Raw genomic sequence first — 15,655 nt, 5'->3', positions numbered from 1 at the left:
CGCGGGGAGGGGATATACGATGAATAAGGATGCCCTGGTGGCTGCCGGCATGGATGTCGACGGTGCACTCGCTCGCCTGATGGGCAGCGAGGCCCTGCTCGAACGGTTGCTCGGCACGTTTGTCGCGGACGGCAACATGGCAAAGCTCGAGGCTGCGCAGGCCGATGGGGATGCCGACGCTGCGCTCGAGGCAGCCCACACGCTCAAGGGGGTGTGCGGCAATCTTTCCATGACGACCCTGTTCGATTTGTCGTCGCGTGCGTGCGACCTGTTCCGATCGGGGGACACCGCCGCCGCGTTTGCCCTTGTGCCCCAGATGCGCGATGCCTACGCGGCCATGATGAACGCCATCAAGGCGTGATGCCCTGCTGACGCGGCCTGCCTGTAAGGTTCAGGAAGGTATCTGGTAAGGTCGCGAGGGATTTTCTCAATTCGATTGCGTGCGCCCGCGGCTCGGCTGGTACGTTGAGCCTATGGATACCGTTGACCTGTGCGGAAGATCTGCCTTTCGCTACCACCGAATCCCTCCCGTCCTGAGGCCACACATACAGGACGCGCCCGGTTTTTCTATAGACATAAAGATAGGGGTGTAATGCCGGGAAATCCGGCATTACACCCCTATCTGAGTGCAGGATGCGCTATTTCAGCAGGTCGCTGACGCGTCCGAGCATGGTCTCGAACGAGACGCCGCGGTCGCGGAACTGCGGCTGCTGCGAAGACACGAGCATGGCGTCGTGGACGAAGTCGCCGGCAAAGATGACGGATTCCTTGAGCGTGCGGCCCGCCATGACGGCGGCGAGCAGGCACGAGCAGTACAGGTCGCCCGTTCCGTGCAGCATGTACGGAAGCAGCTCGTTGCCGACTTCGAAAAATGCGCCGCCCTCGGTTCCGACGAAATTGCGGATCTTGCCGTCCTCGCGCTGGATGCCCTTGAGCACCACGGTGCGGGTTCCCTTGGCGAGCAGCCCGTCGACCAGGTGATGCGCCTGCTCGTCGGAGATGTTCTCACCGGCCCAATCATCGCCGATGGGCTCGCCCAGGATGATAGCGGCCTCGGTCAGGTTGGGCGTCAGGATGTCGGCGCCATCGGCGAGGTCCGCCATCGCCGCGCACAGCTCGGGCGTGTAGGTGGGGTAGACCTTGCCGTGGTCCGCCATGACGGGGTCGACCACGCGCAGCGCGCTCGGATACATGGCATACAGGTCGCGAATGCGGTCGACCTGCTCGGGCGCGCCGAGGAAGCCAGAGTATACGGCGTCGATGTCGACCCCGATGTTCTTCCAGGCCTGCAGGTAGTCGCTCAGCATCTCGGTGGTGTCATGCATGTACCAGCCGGGAAAAGCCGTGTGCGACGAGAACAGCGATGTCGGAACGGGGCACACGTCGCAGCCTGCTGCGGAGAGCACAGGGATGGCGACCCCGAGCGAGCACTTTCCGTAGCCGCACATGTCGTGCACGGCGGCGACGCGCGGGATGTAGGCCCCTTCGCGCTGGTAAAGGGGCTGATCTGGGCTGGTGATTTCGTTGGACATGGATATTCCTTCTTTCTTCCGCGGACTTATGGACCAGCGTACGTGAGACCACCATAGCGCTCTTGCGCGGTGGTGGTCGTGTCGTTCGGCAAAGTTCACATATCGGTGCGAAAGGAGACGCGCTCCGGTCGGGGGTGATAAAAACTTCCATGCATCAGGCAATCAATAAGAAATAATTATCCAAAATGGGCAGCTCGAAGGGCATGGATTATCCGGAGAAGGGTAATAAAAGACCCCTATTTCATCGCGGAACCTTCACGCATGAAACGAAATTCCTGCATATTATTGCCAAAAAAGCGCGTATTGGTGAATAAAAAATCACCGTCAACCTACATCTGATAAAAAGAGCCTACAATACGCGCAGGCATTCAACCTTTAAAGCGGTACGGAGAGACCGAGAAGGAGAGCAGATGGAGTGCAACATCGCCGCGGGGATCGAGACCCGCAAGGCCGCGCCCAGCGATCTGGCGCAACGCATCATCGCGCAAACAAGCAAAGGCTATCACGGTCCCGCAATCCTCATGCTGGAGGATGGGACCGTTTTTTATGGCCGTGCGTGCGGCGCATCCGGTACGGCGACGGGGGAGGTGTGCTTCAACACGTCGCTCGAGGGGTATTTCGAGGTTCTGACCGATCCCTCGTATGCCGGTCAGATCGTGACCATGACCTATCCCCAGATCGGTAACTACGGCATCGACCCGGCAGACGTCCAGAGCGCATACCCGGGTTCGCCCGAGCGGGGCGCGTCGACGCCCGCGTTGCGAGGCATGGTCGTGCACGATATGTGCCCGACGCCGTCGAATTGGCGCAGCGCCATCAGCCTGCCGGAGTACCTCAAGCGCACGGGCATCGTGGCGATCGAGGGCGTGGACACCCGCGCGCTCGTGCGCCATCTGCGCGACAACGGCGCCCAGAAGGGCATCATCTCCACGGAGGTCTTTGCGCTGGCCGAACTTGCCCAGCTGCTCGAGCAGGCTCCGTCGCTTGTGGGGGAGAACCTCGTGCGCACCGTGAGCTGCGACGAGCCGCACCCCTATACCGCCGCCGACCTGCCGGCCAATCACGCCTTCGCATCCGCGCCCGCACCCGAGCAGGCACACTACCGCGTTGTCGCCTACGATTGCGGCATCAAGCGCGGCATCCTCGAGGGGCTCGTGCGCGTCGGCTGCGAGCTGACCGTGGTGCCGTGGGACACGCCTGCCGAGGACGTGCTGGCAAAGCATCCCGACGGCGTGTTTTTGTCCAACGGACCCGGAGACCCGGATGCCGTGGAGGAGACCTACTCCCAGGTCGAGAAGCTGATTGGCAAGGTTCCGCTGTTCGGCATCTGCCTCGGCCACCAGATGATCAGCCTCGCGTGCGGCGCCGAGATGGAGAAGCTCAAGTTCGGCCACCGCGGCGGCAACCAGCCGGTGATGAACCTCATCTCGCATCGCGTCGAGATCACGGCGCAGAACCATGGTTTCGGCCTGGTGTTCCCCAGCCTCGGCGCGCTCGTGCCCGAGCTCTCCGGCGGCGTATCCGAGCATCCCGCCGATGGCGACCTGCGCTTCTGGGTCGAACGCGGCGTCGCGCCGGTCGTGGAGAACGAGCGCTTCGGCCGCATCCGGCTCACCCACGTGAATCTCAACGACGGCACCGCGGAGGGCATTCAGCTGCTCGACCAGCCCGCCTTCTCGGTCCAGTACCATCCCGAGGCGGCCCCCGGCCCCACCGATGCGCATTACCTGTTCACGGCGTTCACGCGCCTCATGGACGGTGATGCCGACTACCTGAACATCGATATCGCAAAAGACCGCCTTGCCGGCTGGGTCTTCGCGACCGAGTAGCCGGTCGATCGGGGGTCGGCGTGCAGCGTCGGTCCCTCGCCGAATGTTGATGCCAAACGGGATAGAGAAGAGATAGAGATGCCCAAACGTACTGATATCAAGCGCATCCTGGTAATCGGGTCCGGCCCGATCGTGATCGGCCAGGCATGCGAGTTCGATTATTCGGGTGCCCAGGCCTGCAAGGTCCTCAAAGAAGAGGGCTACGAGGTCGTGCTGGTCAATTCGAACCCCGCGACGATCATGACCGATCCGGGACTGGCGGACCGCACCTACGTGGAGCCGATCACCGCCGAGTTCGTCGAGAAGGTCATCGCCCGCGAGCACCCCGACGCGCTGCTGCCCACCCTCGGCGGCCAGACCGGCCTTAACGCCGCGGTCGAGCTCGCCAAGAACGGCACCCTCGACAAGTACGGCGTCGAGATGATCGGCTGCGATCTGGACGCCATCGAGCGCGGCGAGGACCGCAAGCTGTTCAACGAGGCCATGGCCGAGATCGGGCTCGAGGTCGCGCGCTCCGGCTACGCGTATTCGGTCGAAGACGCCCTCGACATCGTTGCACGCGTGGGCTACCCCTGCGTGCTGCGTCCGAGCTACACCCTGGGCGGAGCCGGCGGCGGCATCGCTCACACCGAGGCCGAGCTCATCGAGATCGTCTCCCAGGGCCTGGAGCTCAGCCCCGCCCACGAGGTCCTCGTCGAGGAGTCGATCGAGGGCTGGAAGGAATACGAGATGGAGGTCATGCGCGACCGCGCCGGCAACGGCATCATCGTGTGCTCCATCGAGAACTTCGACCCCATGGGCGTGCACACCGGCGACTCCATCACGGTCGCCCCGGCCCAGACGCTGTCCGATCTCGAGTACCAGCGCATGCGCACCGCCTCGCTCGCCATCCTGGAGAAGGTCGGCGTGGAGACCGGCGGATCGAACGTCCAGTTCGCCGTCAACCCCAGCAACGGCCGCCTCATCGTCATCGAGATGAATCCGCGCGTGTCCCGCTCCTCGGCGCTCGCCTCCAAGGCGACCGGCTTCCCCATCGCCAAGGCCGCCGCGCGCCTGGCCGTCGGCTACACGCTCGACGAGATCGTGAACGACATCACGCGCGCCACGCCGGCGTGCTTCGAGCCGTCGATCGACTACTGCGTGGTCAAGGTGCCCCGCTTTGCCTTCGAGAAGTTCAAGGGCACCGACACGACGCTCTCCACCCGCATGAAGGCCGTGGGCGAGATCATGGCGATCGGCCGCACGTTCGAGGAGAGCTTCGGCAAGGCCATGCGCTCGCTCGAAGACGGCCGCGTGGGCCTGTTCTCGGCCAAGGACGATCTTGATCGCCTGTCTGAGGACGACCTGCTCGAGGGCGTGCGCATCCCGACCGAGAGCCGCATCCATTACGTGGTCGAGGCCCTGCGCCGCGGCTGGTCGGTCGAGCGTGTGCACGAGGCGTGCGGCATCGACCCGTGGTTCCTCGGGCGCCTGAAGGACATGGTCTGCGTCCGCGAGGCGGTCCGCGGCATGCGCGTGGAGGATATCGACGCCGACACCATGCGCCTGCTCAAGCAGTACGGCGCGAGCGACGCCGAGATCGCCCTGCTCACCGGGAGCGACGAGCGCTTCGTGCGCGCCTACCGCAAGGGCCTGGGCGTGACGCCGTCCATGAAGACGGTCGACACGTGCGCCGCCGAGTTCCAGAGCGCCACGGAATATCACTACAAGACCTATGAGGCGCCCATGCGCGCCGGTCTCGACGAGCGCCGTCGCGTCGCCCCCGACGAGGTCACGCCGTGCGCCAAGCCCAAGGCGATGATCCTGGGAGCCGGTCCCAACCGTATCGGCCAGGGCATCGAGTTCGACTACTGCTGCGTGCACGCGAGCTACGCGCTGGCGAGCCGCGGCTACGAGACCATCATGGTCAACTGCAATCCGGAGACCGTGTCGACCGACTACGATACGTCCGACCGCCTGTATTTCGAGCCCCTGACGTACGAAGACGTGATGGACATCGTCGATGTCGAGCGCCCCGACGGCGTCGTGGTGACGCTCGGCGGCCAGACCCCTCTGAAGCTCGCGCGCATGTTGACCGAGTCGGGCGTCCACGTGATGGGGACCCAGCCCGAGGCCATCGACCTGGCCGAGGACCGCGAGCGCTTCAGCGCCCTGCTCGACAACCTGGGCATCATGTACCCGCCGGCCGGCATGGCGACCTCGTTCGAAGAGGCCGAGGCGGTCGCCGCGCGCATCGGCTATCCGCTGCTCGTGCGTCCTTCGTACGTGCTCGGCGGCCGCGGCATGATGATCGCCTACGATGCTGATCACCTGCGCGACTACATGGCCGAGGCTGCACGCGTGAGCCCCGATTACCCGGTGTATCTCGACCGCTTCCTCGAGGGTGCGATCGAGTCCGACGTCGACGCGCTGTGCGATGGCGAGGAGGTCTACATCGGGGGCATCCTGGAGCACATCGAGGAGGCCGGTATCCATTCCGGCGACTCGGCGACGTGCATCCCTCCGTTCTCGTTCTCCGAAAGCCTGGTCGAGAAGCTGCGCGACACGACGCGCCGTATCGCGCTGGCGCTCGGCGTGTGCGGTCTCGTGAATGTGCAGTACGCCATCCGCGGCGAAACCGTCTACGTCATCGAGGCGAATCCCCGCGCGAGCCGCACGGTCCCGTTCATCTCCAAAGCCACCGGCGTGCCGCTTGCGAAGGCCGCGGCGTGCATCATGTCGGGCGAGAAGATCGCCGACCTGCACCTTCCCGCCGATGATCGTCGACTCGACTGGTTCTGCATGAAGGAGGCCGTCATGCCCTGGGGCCGCTTCCCGGGCGCCGACGTGATCCTGGGGCCGGAGATGAAGTCCACCGGCGAGGTCATGGGCATCGCCAAGAGCTATCCGGAGGCCTACGCCAAGTCCCAGCTGGCGATCAGCTACGAGCTGCCCACGCCGGATAAGGGCAAGGTGTTCATCTCCGTCAACGACCGCGACAAGCGCCACATCCTGGCCGTCGCGCGCATCTTCCACTACCTGGGCTTCGAGATCTGCTCCACGGAGGGCACGGCGCGCGTGCTTGCCGGCGGCAACGTCAAGTGCGAGGTCGTGGAGAAGATCAGCGGGCCTCATCCCAACATCGGCGACATGATCGCCAACGGCGAGATCGCGCTGATCGTCAACACGCCGTACGGCCAGGGCGCGCGCGGCGACGGATACCGGGTCCGCACCGAGGCCGTGCGCCGCGGCGTGACCTGCGTGACGGCGCTTTCCGGTGCGAACGCGTTCGTGGCCGCCATCGAGGCGGTGCAGCAGGCACGTCAAGGCGGCGAGGGCTCCGGCATGGAGGTCATCGCCCTGCAGGACCTGCCGCAGTACGAGGTGTAGGGAAACCTCCGGTCAGCCCGCCCACGCAAATTGGGGCGAACTTTTGGGGACAGTCCCTTTTTGTTCACGACGGCGCACATGCGCCGTCGTGAACAAAAAGGGACTGTCCCCAAAAGATCGCCCCAATTTGCGTGGGCGCGCGGTCGGGACGGGCGGTCCCTACGACGGCGCGGGCGGGTATACTGAAGGCGTTTGTAGTCAAGGGACGGGCGCTTCGTGCTCGCCGCCGTTCTCGCATTGGAGGCCGCAACATGGCAGATTCCACCGAAAAGACCCCGCTCGTCGGCATCATCATGGGCTCTAAGTCCGACCTTCCCACCATGGAGGGATGCACCGCCGAGCTCGAGCGCCTGGGCGTTCCGTACGAGCTCGTGATCGCGAGCGCGCACCGCACGCCCGACAAGGTGCACGAGTGGGCCGAGACCGCGGCCGACCGCGGCATCAAGGTCATCGTCGCTGCCGCCGGCAAGGCCGCGCACCTCGGCGGCGTCGTGGCGGCCTTCACGCCGCTGCCGGTCATAGGCGTCCCCATGAAGACGAGCGATCTGGGCGGCCTCGACTCGCTGCTGTCGATGGTCCAGATGCCCTCGGGCGTGCCGGTGGCCTGCGTGGCCATCAACGGCGCCAAGAACGCAGCGATCTACGCCACGCAGATCCTCGGCGCGACGATGCCCGAGTACCGCGCGGTCGTGGAGAACCTTAAGCGCGAGATGGCGGAGGCGTAGCAAGCGCGCGTAGGGCGCGGATGCAGAGCGAGGAGGCGGGGCAGATGGCTGCGGACGAGACCCGGAACAACCATGCGACATCGCCGGCGCGCGGAGCGGGGGACAATCCTGCCGCCGCTTCCGGGCTGCGCACGCGAATGGTTCCCGCCGGCACGCACTTCGCGCCGGCCTCCCCGCATGCTCCCCAAAAAGAGGCCCCGCATGGCTCCGGGCGCCCCGCGGGCAAGCGGTTTGCGGCGCCCGCGTGCGAGTCTGCGCTCGAGGAGCATGTCGGGCGTCCCGCGGGCAAGCGTTTCGCTCCCGCAAGGCCCGCTGGCGATGAGCCGCCCTCCTCTGACGCCGTGACGCGCCCCGCCGGCACGCGGTTTGCGCGGCAGGGCGCGGCGCCCGTCGCGGCGCGTCCGGCGCCTGCGTCCGCCGTTCCGCATCCTGCCGAGCAGCCGAAGAAGACCCCTGTCGCCCCTGCGGTCGACGCGCAGCAGACCGCGTCGCTTCCCGGTGAGGCGTTTGCCGGGCTGTCCGAGGAGTCGGCGCGCGCCGCCGCCCTTGAAAGCCTCGGCGCCCCGGTCGCCTCCTCGCAAAACGCGGCCGCCTCTGGCCCTCGGCCCGCCCCTGAGACCCCGAGGCCCGCTTCGCGCCCGGCGACGCCTCAAGCGCCGAAGCCCGCAGCGCGCCCGGCACCCTCTTCCGCACGCCAAGTCGCTTCCGCAAAAGATGAGCCGTCCCAGCATGCGGGGGCGACCGTGCGCCGCAAGCGCAGGGTCCCTGTGCTCGCGATCATCTTGATCGTGATCGGTGTCGCGCTTCTGTTTGTCGCGGGCGGCCTGTTCCTCGCGATCCAGATGCGCTACCAGCAGGCGCAGGAATCCTACGAGGAGTTGGAGAGCTATACCGTGGAGTCCGACATGGGCGACGGCGTCCCGAGCGTCGATTTCGATGCGCTGTCGGCCATCAACTCCGACATCGTGGGATGGATCTACATCCCGGGCACTCCGGTCAACTATCCGGTCGTTCAGACCGATGACAACACCACGTACCTCAAGCAGCTGTTCGACGGCACCCCGAACGACTCGGGCGCGATCTTCATGGACATGGCCAACACCCCTCCGGGGATGTACGATCAGCAGACCACGCTGTACGGCCACCATACCTACGACGGCACGATGTTCCAGGTCGTCGACAACTCGACTGACCAGGCGGAGTTCGACAAGATCCAAACCGCCTACTACATCACCCGGAGCGCCACGTTCGTCATGACGCCGCTGCTCACCGCGCAGGTCGAGGACACCTATATCCAGGCGCGCCAGCCGAACTTCCTGGGCGAGGGCGAGTCGCTCACCGCGTATCTCGAGGACATGCTCGCGCAGGCGAAGGCGCAGGCTCCCGATGCCGCCGAGCGAATCGAGGACACCGAGCAGGTCATGAGCCTCGTCACCTGCGCCGGCGAGATCATCCCGCGCACCACGCGCGCCGTGATGGTGCTTTCGGTCGACCAGATCGTCGCCCACGGCGTATAGCGCCGCGGCGCGCGGTGGCCGTTATCGCGGCAGCGTGCTCTCATAGGCCCGCTTGAGCGCACGGAGGCGTTCGAGCTCGTCGGTCGCGCTGCCGTCCAGCTGCGCGGCAACCGCCACGACGAGGGCGTCCACCAGCGCGACGGCGCCCGCCATCGAATGGTACTCAAGCGGCTCCCCGCGATATGCGACAAGCTCGATGTCGGGCTCCGCCCCGGCTCCGTGCAGCGCGCGGCTCGTAAACAGGATGGACGTGGCCCCGACGGAGCGCGCCTGCTCGATGGCGATCCTGCTCTCCTCGGGCAGGCGCTGAAAGCCGAACGTCACGAGGACGCTGTCTTTGTCCATATGCACCAATCCCTCGAAGAGCTCAGAGCCGGCGGGCGGCACGACGACCACGCGCTTGGAGAAACGCGACAGGCGAAAACGGAGAAGCTCGGCGCAGCAGGACGCGGCGCCCTTGCCGTGAATCAGGACGAGCGAGGCGCCAGCGAGCGTGCGTGCCGCTTTCATGAACGCCTCCTCGTCGATGCGCTCGGCCGTGATGCCCAGGTAGGACTGCTGGCGCTCCAAAAAGGCCCGAGGCGACGTCGGGCCACCCTCGATGCTCGCGGCGATCTTCTCCGCCGGGCCGAGGGTGCTTGCCGCAACGGTCGCCTTGAGCTCCTTGAAATCGCGAAACCCCGCATGGCGGGCGAAGCGCGAGACGGTGGCGTCCGATACGCCAAGGCGTGCTGCGAGCTGCTGGATCGGCATGACCAAAAACTCGGTCGGGTTGGACGTGATGAAGTCGATGATGGTGTGCTCCGCCTGCGTGTAGGCCACGCCCTGTTTGAACAGCGAAATCGGCATCATGCGGGCATCCTCCTCGGGGTCGTGCGCGAATATCTACCACATGCGGTCGTGCCCGGCGGGCGCCGAAAGGCACAGTTCTCAGGCGGCGGGCCCTGCCAGGATGGTGTCGACATAGCTGCCGCCCAGCCGATCGATCTCCTTGAGCGCGCGTTTGAGCGTGGCCGCGGTGAGCACGCGGAATTCCAGGTCGTCGGCAAGCTCGATCTGGTATGCGCGCGCATTGACCATCTCGAACAGCTCGTCGTACGTCGTGCAGCGGCCGTCCATGCGCGTGGTGACGCATCCGTATTGGAACGCCTGGTGCGTATCGCTGCCCGACACGACCGGGACATCGCCGATTCTCTGGGCAAACGCGTAGGTCTTCTCGACGGTGCGCGTGCGGTCGTGGCTGAGATCCTTGCCGTTGAGGTCCACGAACTCGAACGCATGCAGCTGCTCGTCGGAAAGCTCAGGGATGTGCCCGGGCGCGCGAAACGGATGGCCTGCTCCAAAGTGCAGGTCGCGCCGCTTCACCTCGGCAGCGAGCTCGTCAAACGGAAGGAAGGAGCCCTTCGCCTTGTGCGGCTCGAGCGCGAGGTTGAAGCTCAGGATATCTTCCATCGGCCCAAGCACCAGCGTGTGCCCGCCCTCTGCGATATCGACCTCCATGCCCGGGAACACGAGCAGGCCGTTGACATCGAACGCGTCGCCCTCGCGCGGGTAGCGCGACGAGATGTCGGCGTAAACCTGGCGAAAGCCCTGGGTGTTGAAGTGCTCGGTCAGACAGAGCGCATCAAGGCCGGCGCGTCGCGCGGCCCCGAACAGCCAGTCTGTGTAGGCAGGGGAAAACTCGAGGTATTTGGCAAGTTTTCCATGCGTGTGAAAATCGATGATCACTTAGAGGACCTCCAGGATATGCGGGGCGGCAAAGCACAGGGCCGCCCATGCGACGCTGACGGCCGCGAAGAGCGCTTCGCGAGGACCGGCGTGCAGCGTCGAGAGCTTGATCTTGAGCACCTTCATGTTGGTCGAGGCGTACCGGTATCCTTTGAGCTCGAGCGCCTCGACGGTGGTGCGCGAGCGTTTCGCGGTGTTGAGCATGAGCGGATAGAATGACTGCACGATGGTCTTCACCTGGTAGACGATCCAGTGGATCTTGCCCATGACGGTGTCATGCTCCGGCGCACGCCCGCGCATGCGGTAGGAAAGCAGGATGTTCTGCAGCTCTTCCATGAGGATGGGCAGGATGCGGTAGGCGAAGCTGATGGAAAACGACAGGCGTTCCGGGCAACCGAACCACAGAAGGCCGCATGAGAGCCTGTCGGGGTCGAGCCCCGAGAACACCGTGATGCTCGCGAGCGAGACCGTGGCGACTTTGAGGGTCAGCACCAGCAGCGGGGCGAGCGTGGAGAGGTCGCCTCCGAACAGCAGCGAGGCGACGAACATGTAGCCGGTTTGGGAGAAGACGCCGAGGGCGAACACGAACAGCACGAGCGGCGCCACGCGGGCCATGCGCGTGGTGATCGCGGTGAACGCAAACATGCCCAAAAGGACGGCGACGTCGTTCAAGAACCATGGCACGAGGCCAAAGAACAGGTACCACAGCAACAGGACGCGCGGATCGAGCGTGGCGATGGGCGTGTCGTCGTTGCCGTAGGCATTCTTGAGCACCTGGTCGCGCAAAAAATCAATCGACACCTTGTCCATGACGTTTTCGGATATCTTCTCGATCATGCTGAACCCTTCCCATCGTCTGTACCTGCGGCACCCGGTGCTCCGGGCGCCGCACCGTCGGATGCGCTCGATCCGTTGCGCGCGCGCCATGCGGGAAAGCCGCTCAAGAAGTCATCGAGCGTGTAGCAGGCGGCGGTGCTGTCGAGCGCCTGTCCCATGGCAAAGATCTCCGGAGGCCTGATGCCCGATCGCTCCACGATGCCTGCGTCCATGAAGATCTCGTCCGGGGTGCCGTCGCCGATGATCTCTCCCTGGCACAGCACGATGATGCGGTCGGCGAACTGGCAGACGAGCTGCATGTCGTGTGTCGCGATCACCACGGTGTCGGTCACGCCGCGCAGGTCGGCGACGAGCCTGATGATCTCCTGCCGCGTGCCGATATCCAGATTCGCGGTCGGCTCGTCGAGCAGCAGCACGGGCGGATCGAGCGCGATGCCGATGGCGAGCGAGGCGCGACGCATCTGGCCGCCGGACATGAGCCGTCCGTCGCGGTCGGCCAGATCGCTGAGGCGGAAGCGCTCCAGGAGCTCGTCGGTGCGCTCGGCGGCATCCTTGACGCCGCGGGCGCGCATGGCGAACTCGATATCGGCGCGAATGGAGTCCTTGATGAACATCTGCTCGGGATTCTGGTAGACAAGCGAGAGCTGCTCGGAGAGCTCGTCGGGCCCCATGCCGCGCGTGGGCGTGCCGTCCAGGAGGATCTCTCCGGATTGCGGTTTGATGAGGCCGCACATGAGCTTCAGGAGCGTGGACTTGCCTGCGCCGTTCGAACCCACGAGCGCCACCTTTTCCCCACGGCGGATGGTGAGGTCCAGGCCGTCGAAGACGCGGTGCGGCTCTCCTTTCACGCTGCGGTAGCTCACCGATACGTTCCTGAACTCGACTATCGGACGGTCTCGCATCGGCCGCGAGGGCTCGTCCGCCTTGCGCTTTGAGCGGGGAGAGGGCATGAAGGGGATGGTGGAGAAGGCGGCGAAACCCTCCTCGACCGTAGTCGGCAGCGGCGCGGCGGCGTGCAGGGCGCCCGCCTCCTTGAGCGCGCGTCCGGCGAGAGCGATCTGCGGAGGGTGCACGTCGCTCGCCTCGAGGTCCTCGATGCGCTGCAGGGCCTCATGGGCGGGCAGGTTCCATGAGATGGCGCCGTCATGCATGAGCGCCGCCGACGTGCAGTAGTCGGCGATGAAGTCGGTGTGGTGCTCGATGACGATGATCGTCTTGCCATGATGCTCGTTGAGGTCGCGCAGAACCTCATAGGTCTGGCGGGCGTGATAGGGGTCGAGCTGCGCCACCGGCTCATCGAGGACGATGACGTCGGGCTCGAGCGCGATGGCTCCGGCAAGGGCGAGCAGATGCTTCTGGCCGCCGGAGAGCTGCCAGATATAGGAGTCGGCGCGGTCGGCGAGGCCGCAGAGCTCGAGCGCCCTCATGCCGCGCTCCAGGTAATCGTCGAACGCGTAGTTCAGGCATGCGAACGACGCCTCATCGATGACGGTGGGGCGGACAAGCTGGTTCTCGAAATCCTGATAGACGTATCCGATGCGCTGCGCCAGATCCCCGATGTGAGATCGGGCCGCATCGACGCCGCACACGGTGATCGAGCCGCTGAGGTCGCCGACGATGAATTGCGGGATCAGCCCGTTCATGGTTTTGCACAACGTGGACTTTCCGCAGCCGTTCGCGCCCATGATGGCGAGAAAGTCGCCCTCCGGCACGTCCAGGTCGACGTGCCGGAGGGTCGGGGCTGCTGCTCCGGGATACGTAAAGCTGACGTCGCGCAGGGTCACAGCAGACACGGGGCGCCCGCCTTACGCGTTTTTGAGCTGGGCGCTGCGCCGTGCCCAGAAGCCGACGATAAGGGCTGCGACGGCGGCGACGGCGATGCCGGCCAGAACAGCGGTCTGGCTTTCCGCCCAATCCACCTCCCACTCGATGATCGACATGCCGGCCTTGGAGATGCAGGCGGCTGCGATGGCGACGGCGAAGCCGACGACCGACCAGGCGACAACGCGTCCGCTCAGGGCAGGCGCGGCATCATCGGTCGCCGTGCGGGGCTTGCAGCCCAGCAGCGGCTCGATCTTGCCGTACAGGCTCGGGACCAAGAAGATGGTGGGCAGCAGGCAGAACAGGATGCCCGAGAAGCACAGGTCGTTCAGAAACGAGAAGCCCTCGGTGGCAAAGACGGACTCCGGAAGGCCCGGGATCGCCTCGAAGTCGTCGACGGCGACCTGGACCTTGACGATGTCGACCACTGCGCTCATGGCGAGCTGGATGGCCGGTCCGCTGATGGCGGCAAGGGCGACCTGCTTGATGTTTTTGGGGTCGCGCACCATAAGGCCCGCGAGGTAGACGGCGATGGTGACGGTCAGGAACTTCTCGAGCTCTCCGAGTCCGCCGAACTGGCCGAGCATGATCTCGGAGAACACCAGCTCGCCCGTCGCGGCGCCAAGCGCGGCCGACAGCGGGTCGAAGAGCATGGCGAGCGTCAGCGGGATGAACAGGAAGAACTCGACCGACAGCTCGACGATGCCGATCTGGACCGACGGAATCAGCTCGGAGATGAGCGTTGCCAGGCCGTACAGCGACATGGATAGGACGAAGACCATGAGCTTTTGCGACCCCGTGGCGCCGCGCTCTGCATAGGTAGACATGATCGATTCCCCTCTTTCGTGGTGGCAATGGTGCCGGCACTGTCAAAGATAGGGGCTCTACCTGCTTATATCGTTAAGCGGTCCGTAAAATGAAAATAAGCTTTCGCGGGCCTCTCCTATGAAAATAATTACGGCGCGGCCGATGCGCGCACGGCGGTTCGTGGGCGCTTTCGTGCAAATCGCCCGTTTGCGCTCCTTACGAGTCGTTTACACACGGGCTCCCGTGGGAACAAAGGAGGGCAGAAACGTTTTCCGCGACGATGTGAGGAGAGCTCCCATGGCGCACCAGATGCCTTCGATCGATACATGGCTTGCCGAGGCGAAAAACGACCCGAGCTTCCGCTCCTGCGGCATGTACCTCATCCATAACGGCACGGTTCGCGAAACGCCCAAGGCGCAGGTGCGCGCGTGCGAGACGGACGGCGTCGAGGCGGGTCGCAAGGTCGGCGGCATGACGTTTTCCTACGATCGCGACAAGGTCGAGACGGCGCTTGCCGCGGCGCGCGAGATGCCGGGCATCGGCTATGTGCGAGCCTGGTTGAACGAGGGCGAGCTTTCCGTTGGCGACGACATCATGCTCGTGCTCATCGGAGGTGATATCCGCCCCCGCGTCATCGACGCGCTGCAGGCGCTCGTGGGAACCCTCAAAAACGAGTGCGTCACGGAGATCGAGCGACCCGCTTAAGGGACCGTCGGCCAAGCTGCCTTCGGTCCCCTCGCGCTCCTTCGGAGAGGCGGGCGGGCACGCCCTTATGCGCTCGGCTGCATGACCTCGCCCGGCGTCGACGTGTCGATACGGCTCGAGTCGTCGGGATGGATGGTCATGCTCTGGAACCGGTGCTCCATGTAGCTGTTATCGAAATGCTTCGCGTAGAACTCCTCGACCGGCGATGACGGCTGGATGTCGCTCACGCGCTCGAACCAGCAGTCAAGCGCCTGCAGCGTCATGACGGCGTTCACGAGCATGAGCACCGCGCACAGCGAGGTGAGGGAGTAGCGCGCCTTCCACGGGATGAGGTTGATGACCTGGAGCAGGCGCGGCAGGAGCAGCTTGATCCACACGAGGCCCAGAAAGCCCCAGATGCCGGCGAACATGGTGCTCGTGCGCCCTTGCGCGATCATGGCGATAGGGTCGGGGATGATGCCGAAGATCATCTGGCCCGTGTAGTCCCAGGCGACGGCGCCGAATGCGGTCTGCATGAACCAGCTCACGGCAAACTCGAACACGCCGCCGATCACGGCGCTCACCAAGAAGATGATGACGAAGCTCTTGCGGTAGAAGCGGTTGAGCGCGACGGTCATAAGCACCGCACCCACGCCGTAGATTGGTGAGAACGGGCCGAAGAGCAGCCCCGCGCGGTCCGGGTCGACCACGGTCATGTGCCAGATGATCTCGAGCACGAGACCGATGACGCTGCAGACCATGAATACCCAGAACAGGTTGAAGAAGTTGAGCTTGATATAGCCCTC

General features: G+C 65.0%; 13 protein-coding genes. 6 read left to right on the top strand and 7 right to left on the bottom strand.

Going from position 1 to position 15,655, the window contains the following annotated elements:
• Positions 1-19 precede the first annotated feature (19 nt).
• Positions 20-361, top strand: coding sequence for an Hpt domain-containing protein (locus B5F74_RS05635; RefSeq protein WP_087200777.1), 342 nt, complete (start codon positions 20-22; stop codon positions 359-361).
• A gap of 277 nt (positions 362-638) precedes the next feature.
• Here the strand turns inward: B5F74_RS05635 and B5F74_RS05630 are convergent, their stop codons facing one another.
• Positions 639-1,532, bottom strand: coding sequence for a PfkB family carbohydrate kinase (locus B5F74_RS05630; RefSeq protein WP_087200775.1), 894 nt, complete (start codon positions 1,530-1,532; stop codon positions 639-641).
• 410 nt (positions 1,533-1,942) lie between these two features.
• On the opposite strand from B5F74_RS05630, the gene carA reads away from it, so the two are divergent.
• The 4 genes from carA (at position 1,943) to B5F74_RS12595 (ending at position 8,972) form a co-directional block, all read left to right on the top strand.
• A complete protein-coding gene (carA, locus tag B5F74_RS05625) occupies positions 1,943-3,361 on the top strand; it encodes a glutamine-hydrolyzing carbamoyl-phosphate synthase small subunit (protein WP_087200773.1) in 1,419 nt (472 codons plus the stop codon).
• A 78-nt stretch (positions 3,362-3,439) separates the two neighbouring features.
• On the top strand, positions 3,440-6,730 hold the full coding sequence (carB, locus tag B5F74_RS05620) for a carbamoyl-phosphate synthase large subunit (protein ID WP_087200771.1): 3,291 nt from the start codon (positions 3,440-3,442) through the stop codon (positions 6,728-6,730).
• A gap of 251 nt (positions 6,731-6,981) precedes the next feature.
• Positions 6,982-7,455: a 5-(carboxyamino)imidazole ribonucleotide mutase gene (purE, locus tag B5F74_RS05615; protein WP_066831151.1), complete on the top strand. Its 474-nt coding sequence runs from the start codon at positions 6,982-6,984 to the stop codon at positions 7,453-7,455.
• Positions 7,456-7,499: 44 nt separating this feature from the next.
• The gene (locus tag B5F74_RS12595) at positions 7,500-8,972 is read left to right on the top strand and encodes a class B sortase (RefSeq protein WP_239283369.1); all 1,473 of its coding nucleotides are present in this window, start codon (positions 7,500-7,502) and stop codon (positions 8,970-8,972) included.
• A 21-nt stretch (positions 8,973-8,993) separates the two neighbouring features.
• On the opposite strand, the gene B5F74_RS05605 is transcribed toward B5F74_RS12595, so the two are convergent.
• The 5 genes from B5F74_RS05605 to B5F74_RS05585 form a co-directional block, all read right to left on the bottom strand.
• Positions 8,994-9,824, bottom strand: coding sequence for a MurR/RpiR family transcriptional regulator (locus B5F74_RS05605; protein ID WP_087200769.1), 831 nt, complete (start codon positions 9,822-9,824; stop codon positions 8,994-8,996).
• A 78-nt stretch (positions 9,825-9,902) separates the two neighbouring features.
• Positions 9,903-10,700, bottom strand: a complete 798-nt coding sequence (locus B5F74_RS05600) for a hypothetical protein (RefSeq protein ID WP_087200767.1) — start codon at positions 10,698-10,700, stop codon at positions 9,903-9,905.
• The gene (locus B5F74_RS05595) at positions 10,701-11,537 is read right to left on the bottom strand and encodes an energy-coupling factor transporter transmembrane component T (RefSeq protein WP_087200765.1); all 837 of its coding nucleotides are present in this window, start codon (positions 11,535-11,537) and stop codon (positions 10,701-10,703) included.
• Positions 11,534-13,330 carry an energy-coupling factor transporter ATPase gene (locus B5F74_RS05590; RefSeq protein ID WP_087200764.1) on the bottom strand — a complete coding sequence of 599 codons (1,797 nt, stop codon included), beginning with the start codon at positions 13,328-13,330 and terminating at the stop codon, positions 11,534-11,536. The genes B5F74_RS05595 and B5F74_RS05590 overlap by 4 nt, the downstream gene beginning before the upstream one ends.
• A gap of 12 nt (positions 13,331-13,342) precedes the next feature.
• Complete coding sequence (locus tag B5F74_RS05585) at positions 13,343-14,185, bottom strand: cell division protein FtsQ (protein WP_087200762.1); 843 nt, start codon at positions 14,183-14,185, stop codon at positions 13,343-13,345.
• A gap of 277 nt (positions 14,186-14,462) precedes the next feature.
• On the opposite strand from B5F74_RS05585, the gene B5F74_RS05580 reads away from it, so the two are divergent.
• Complete coding sequence (locus B5F74_RS05580; protein ID WP_087200760.1) at positions 14,463-14,870, top strand: molybdenum cofactor biosynthesis protein MoaE; 408 nt, start codon at positions 14,463-14,465, stop codon at positions 14,868-14,870.
• Positions 14,871-14,935: 65 nt separating this feature from the next.
• On the opposite strand, the gene B5F74_RS05575 is transcribed toward B5F74_RS05580, so the two are convergent.
• Positions 14,936-15,655 (bottom strand): putative ABC transporter permease (locus B5F74_RS05575; RefSeq protein ID WP_143753805.1); only part of this gene is annotated, 720 nt, incomplete at its 5' end.

The sequence above is a fragment of the Collinsella sp. An271 genome (assembly GCF_002159695.1).
Classification (GTDB): Bacteria; Actinomycetota; Coriobacteriia; order Coriobacteriales; family Coriobacteriaceae; genus Collinsella; species Collinsella ihumii.
The sequence above is the reverse complement of the archived record's forward strand: the minus strand, read 5'-3'. Positions and strand labels throughout refer to the sequence as shown.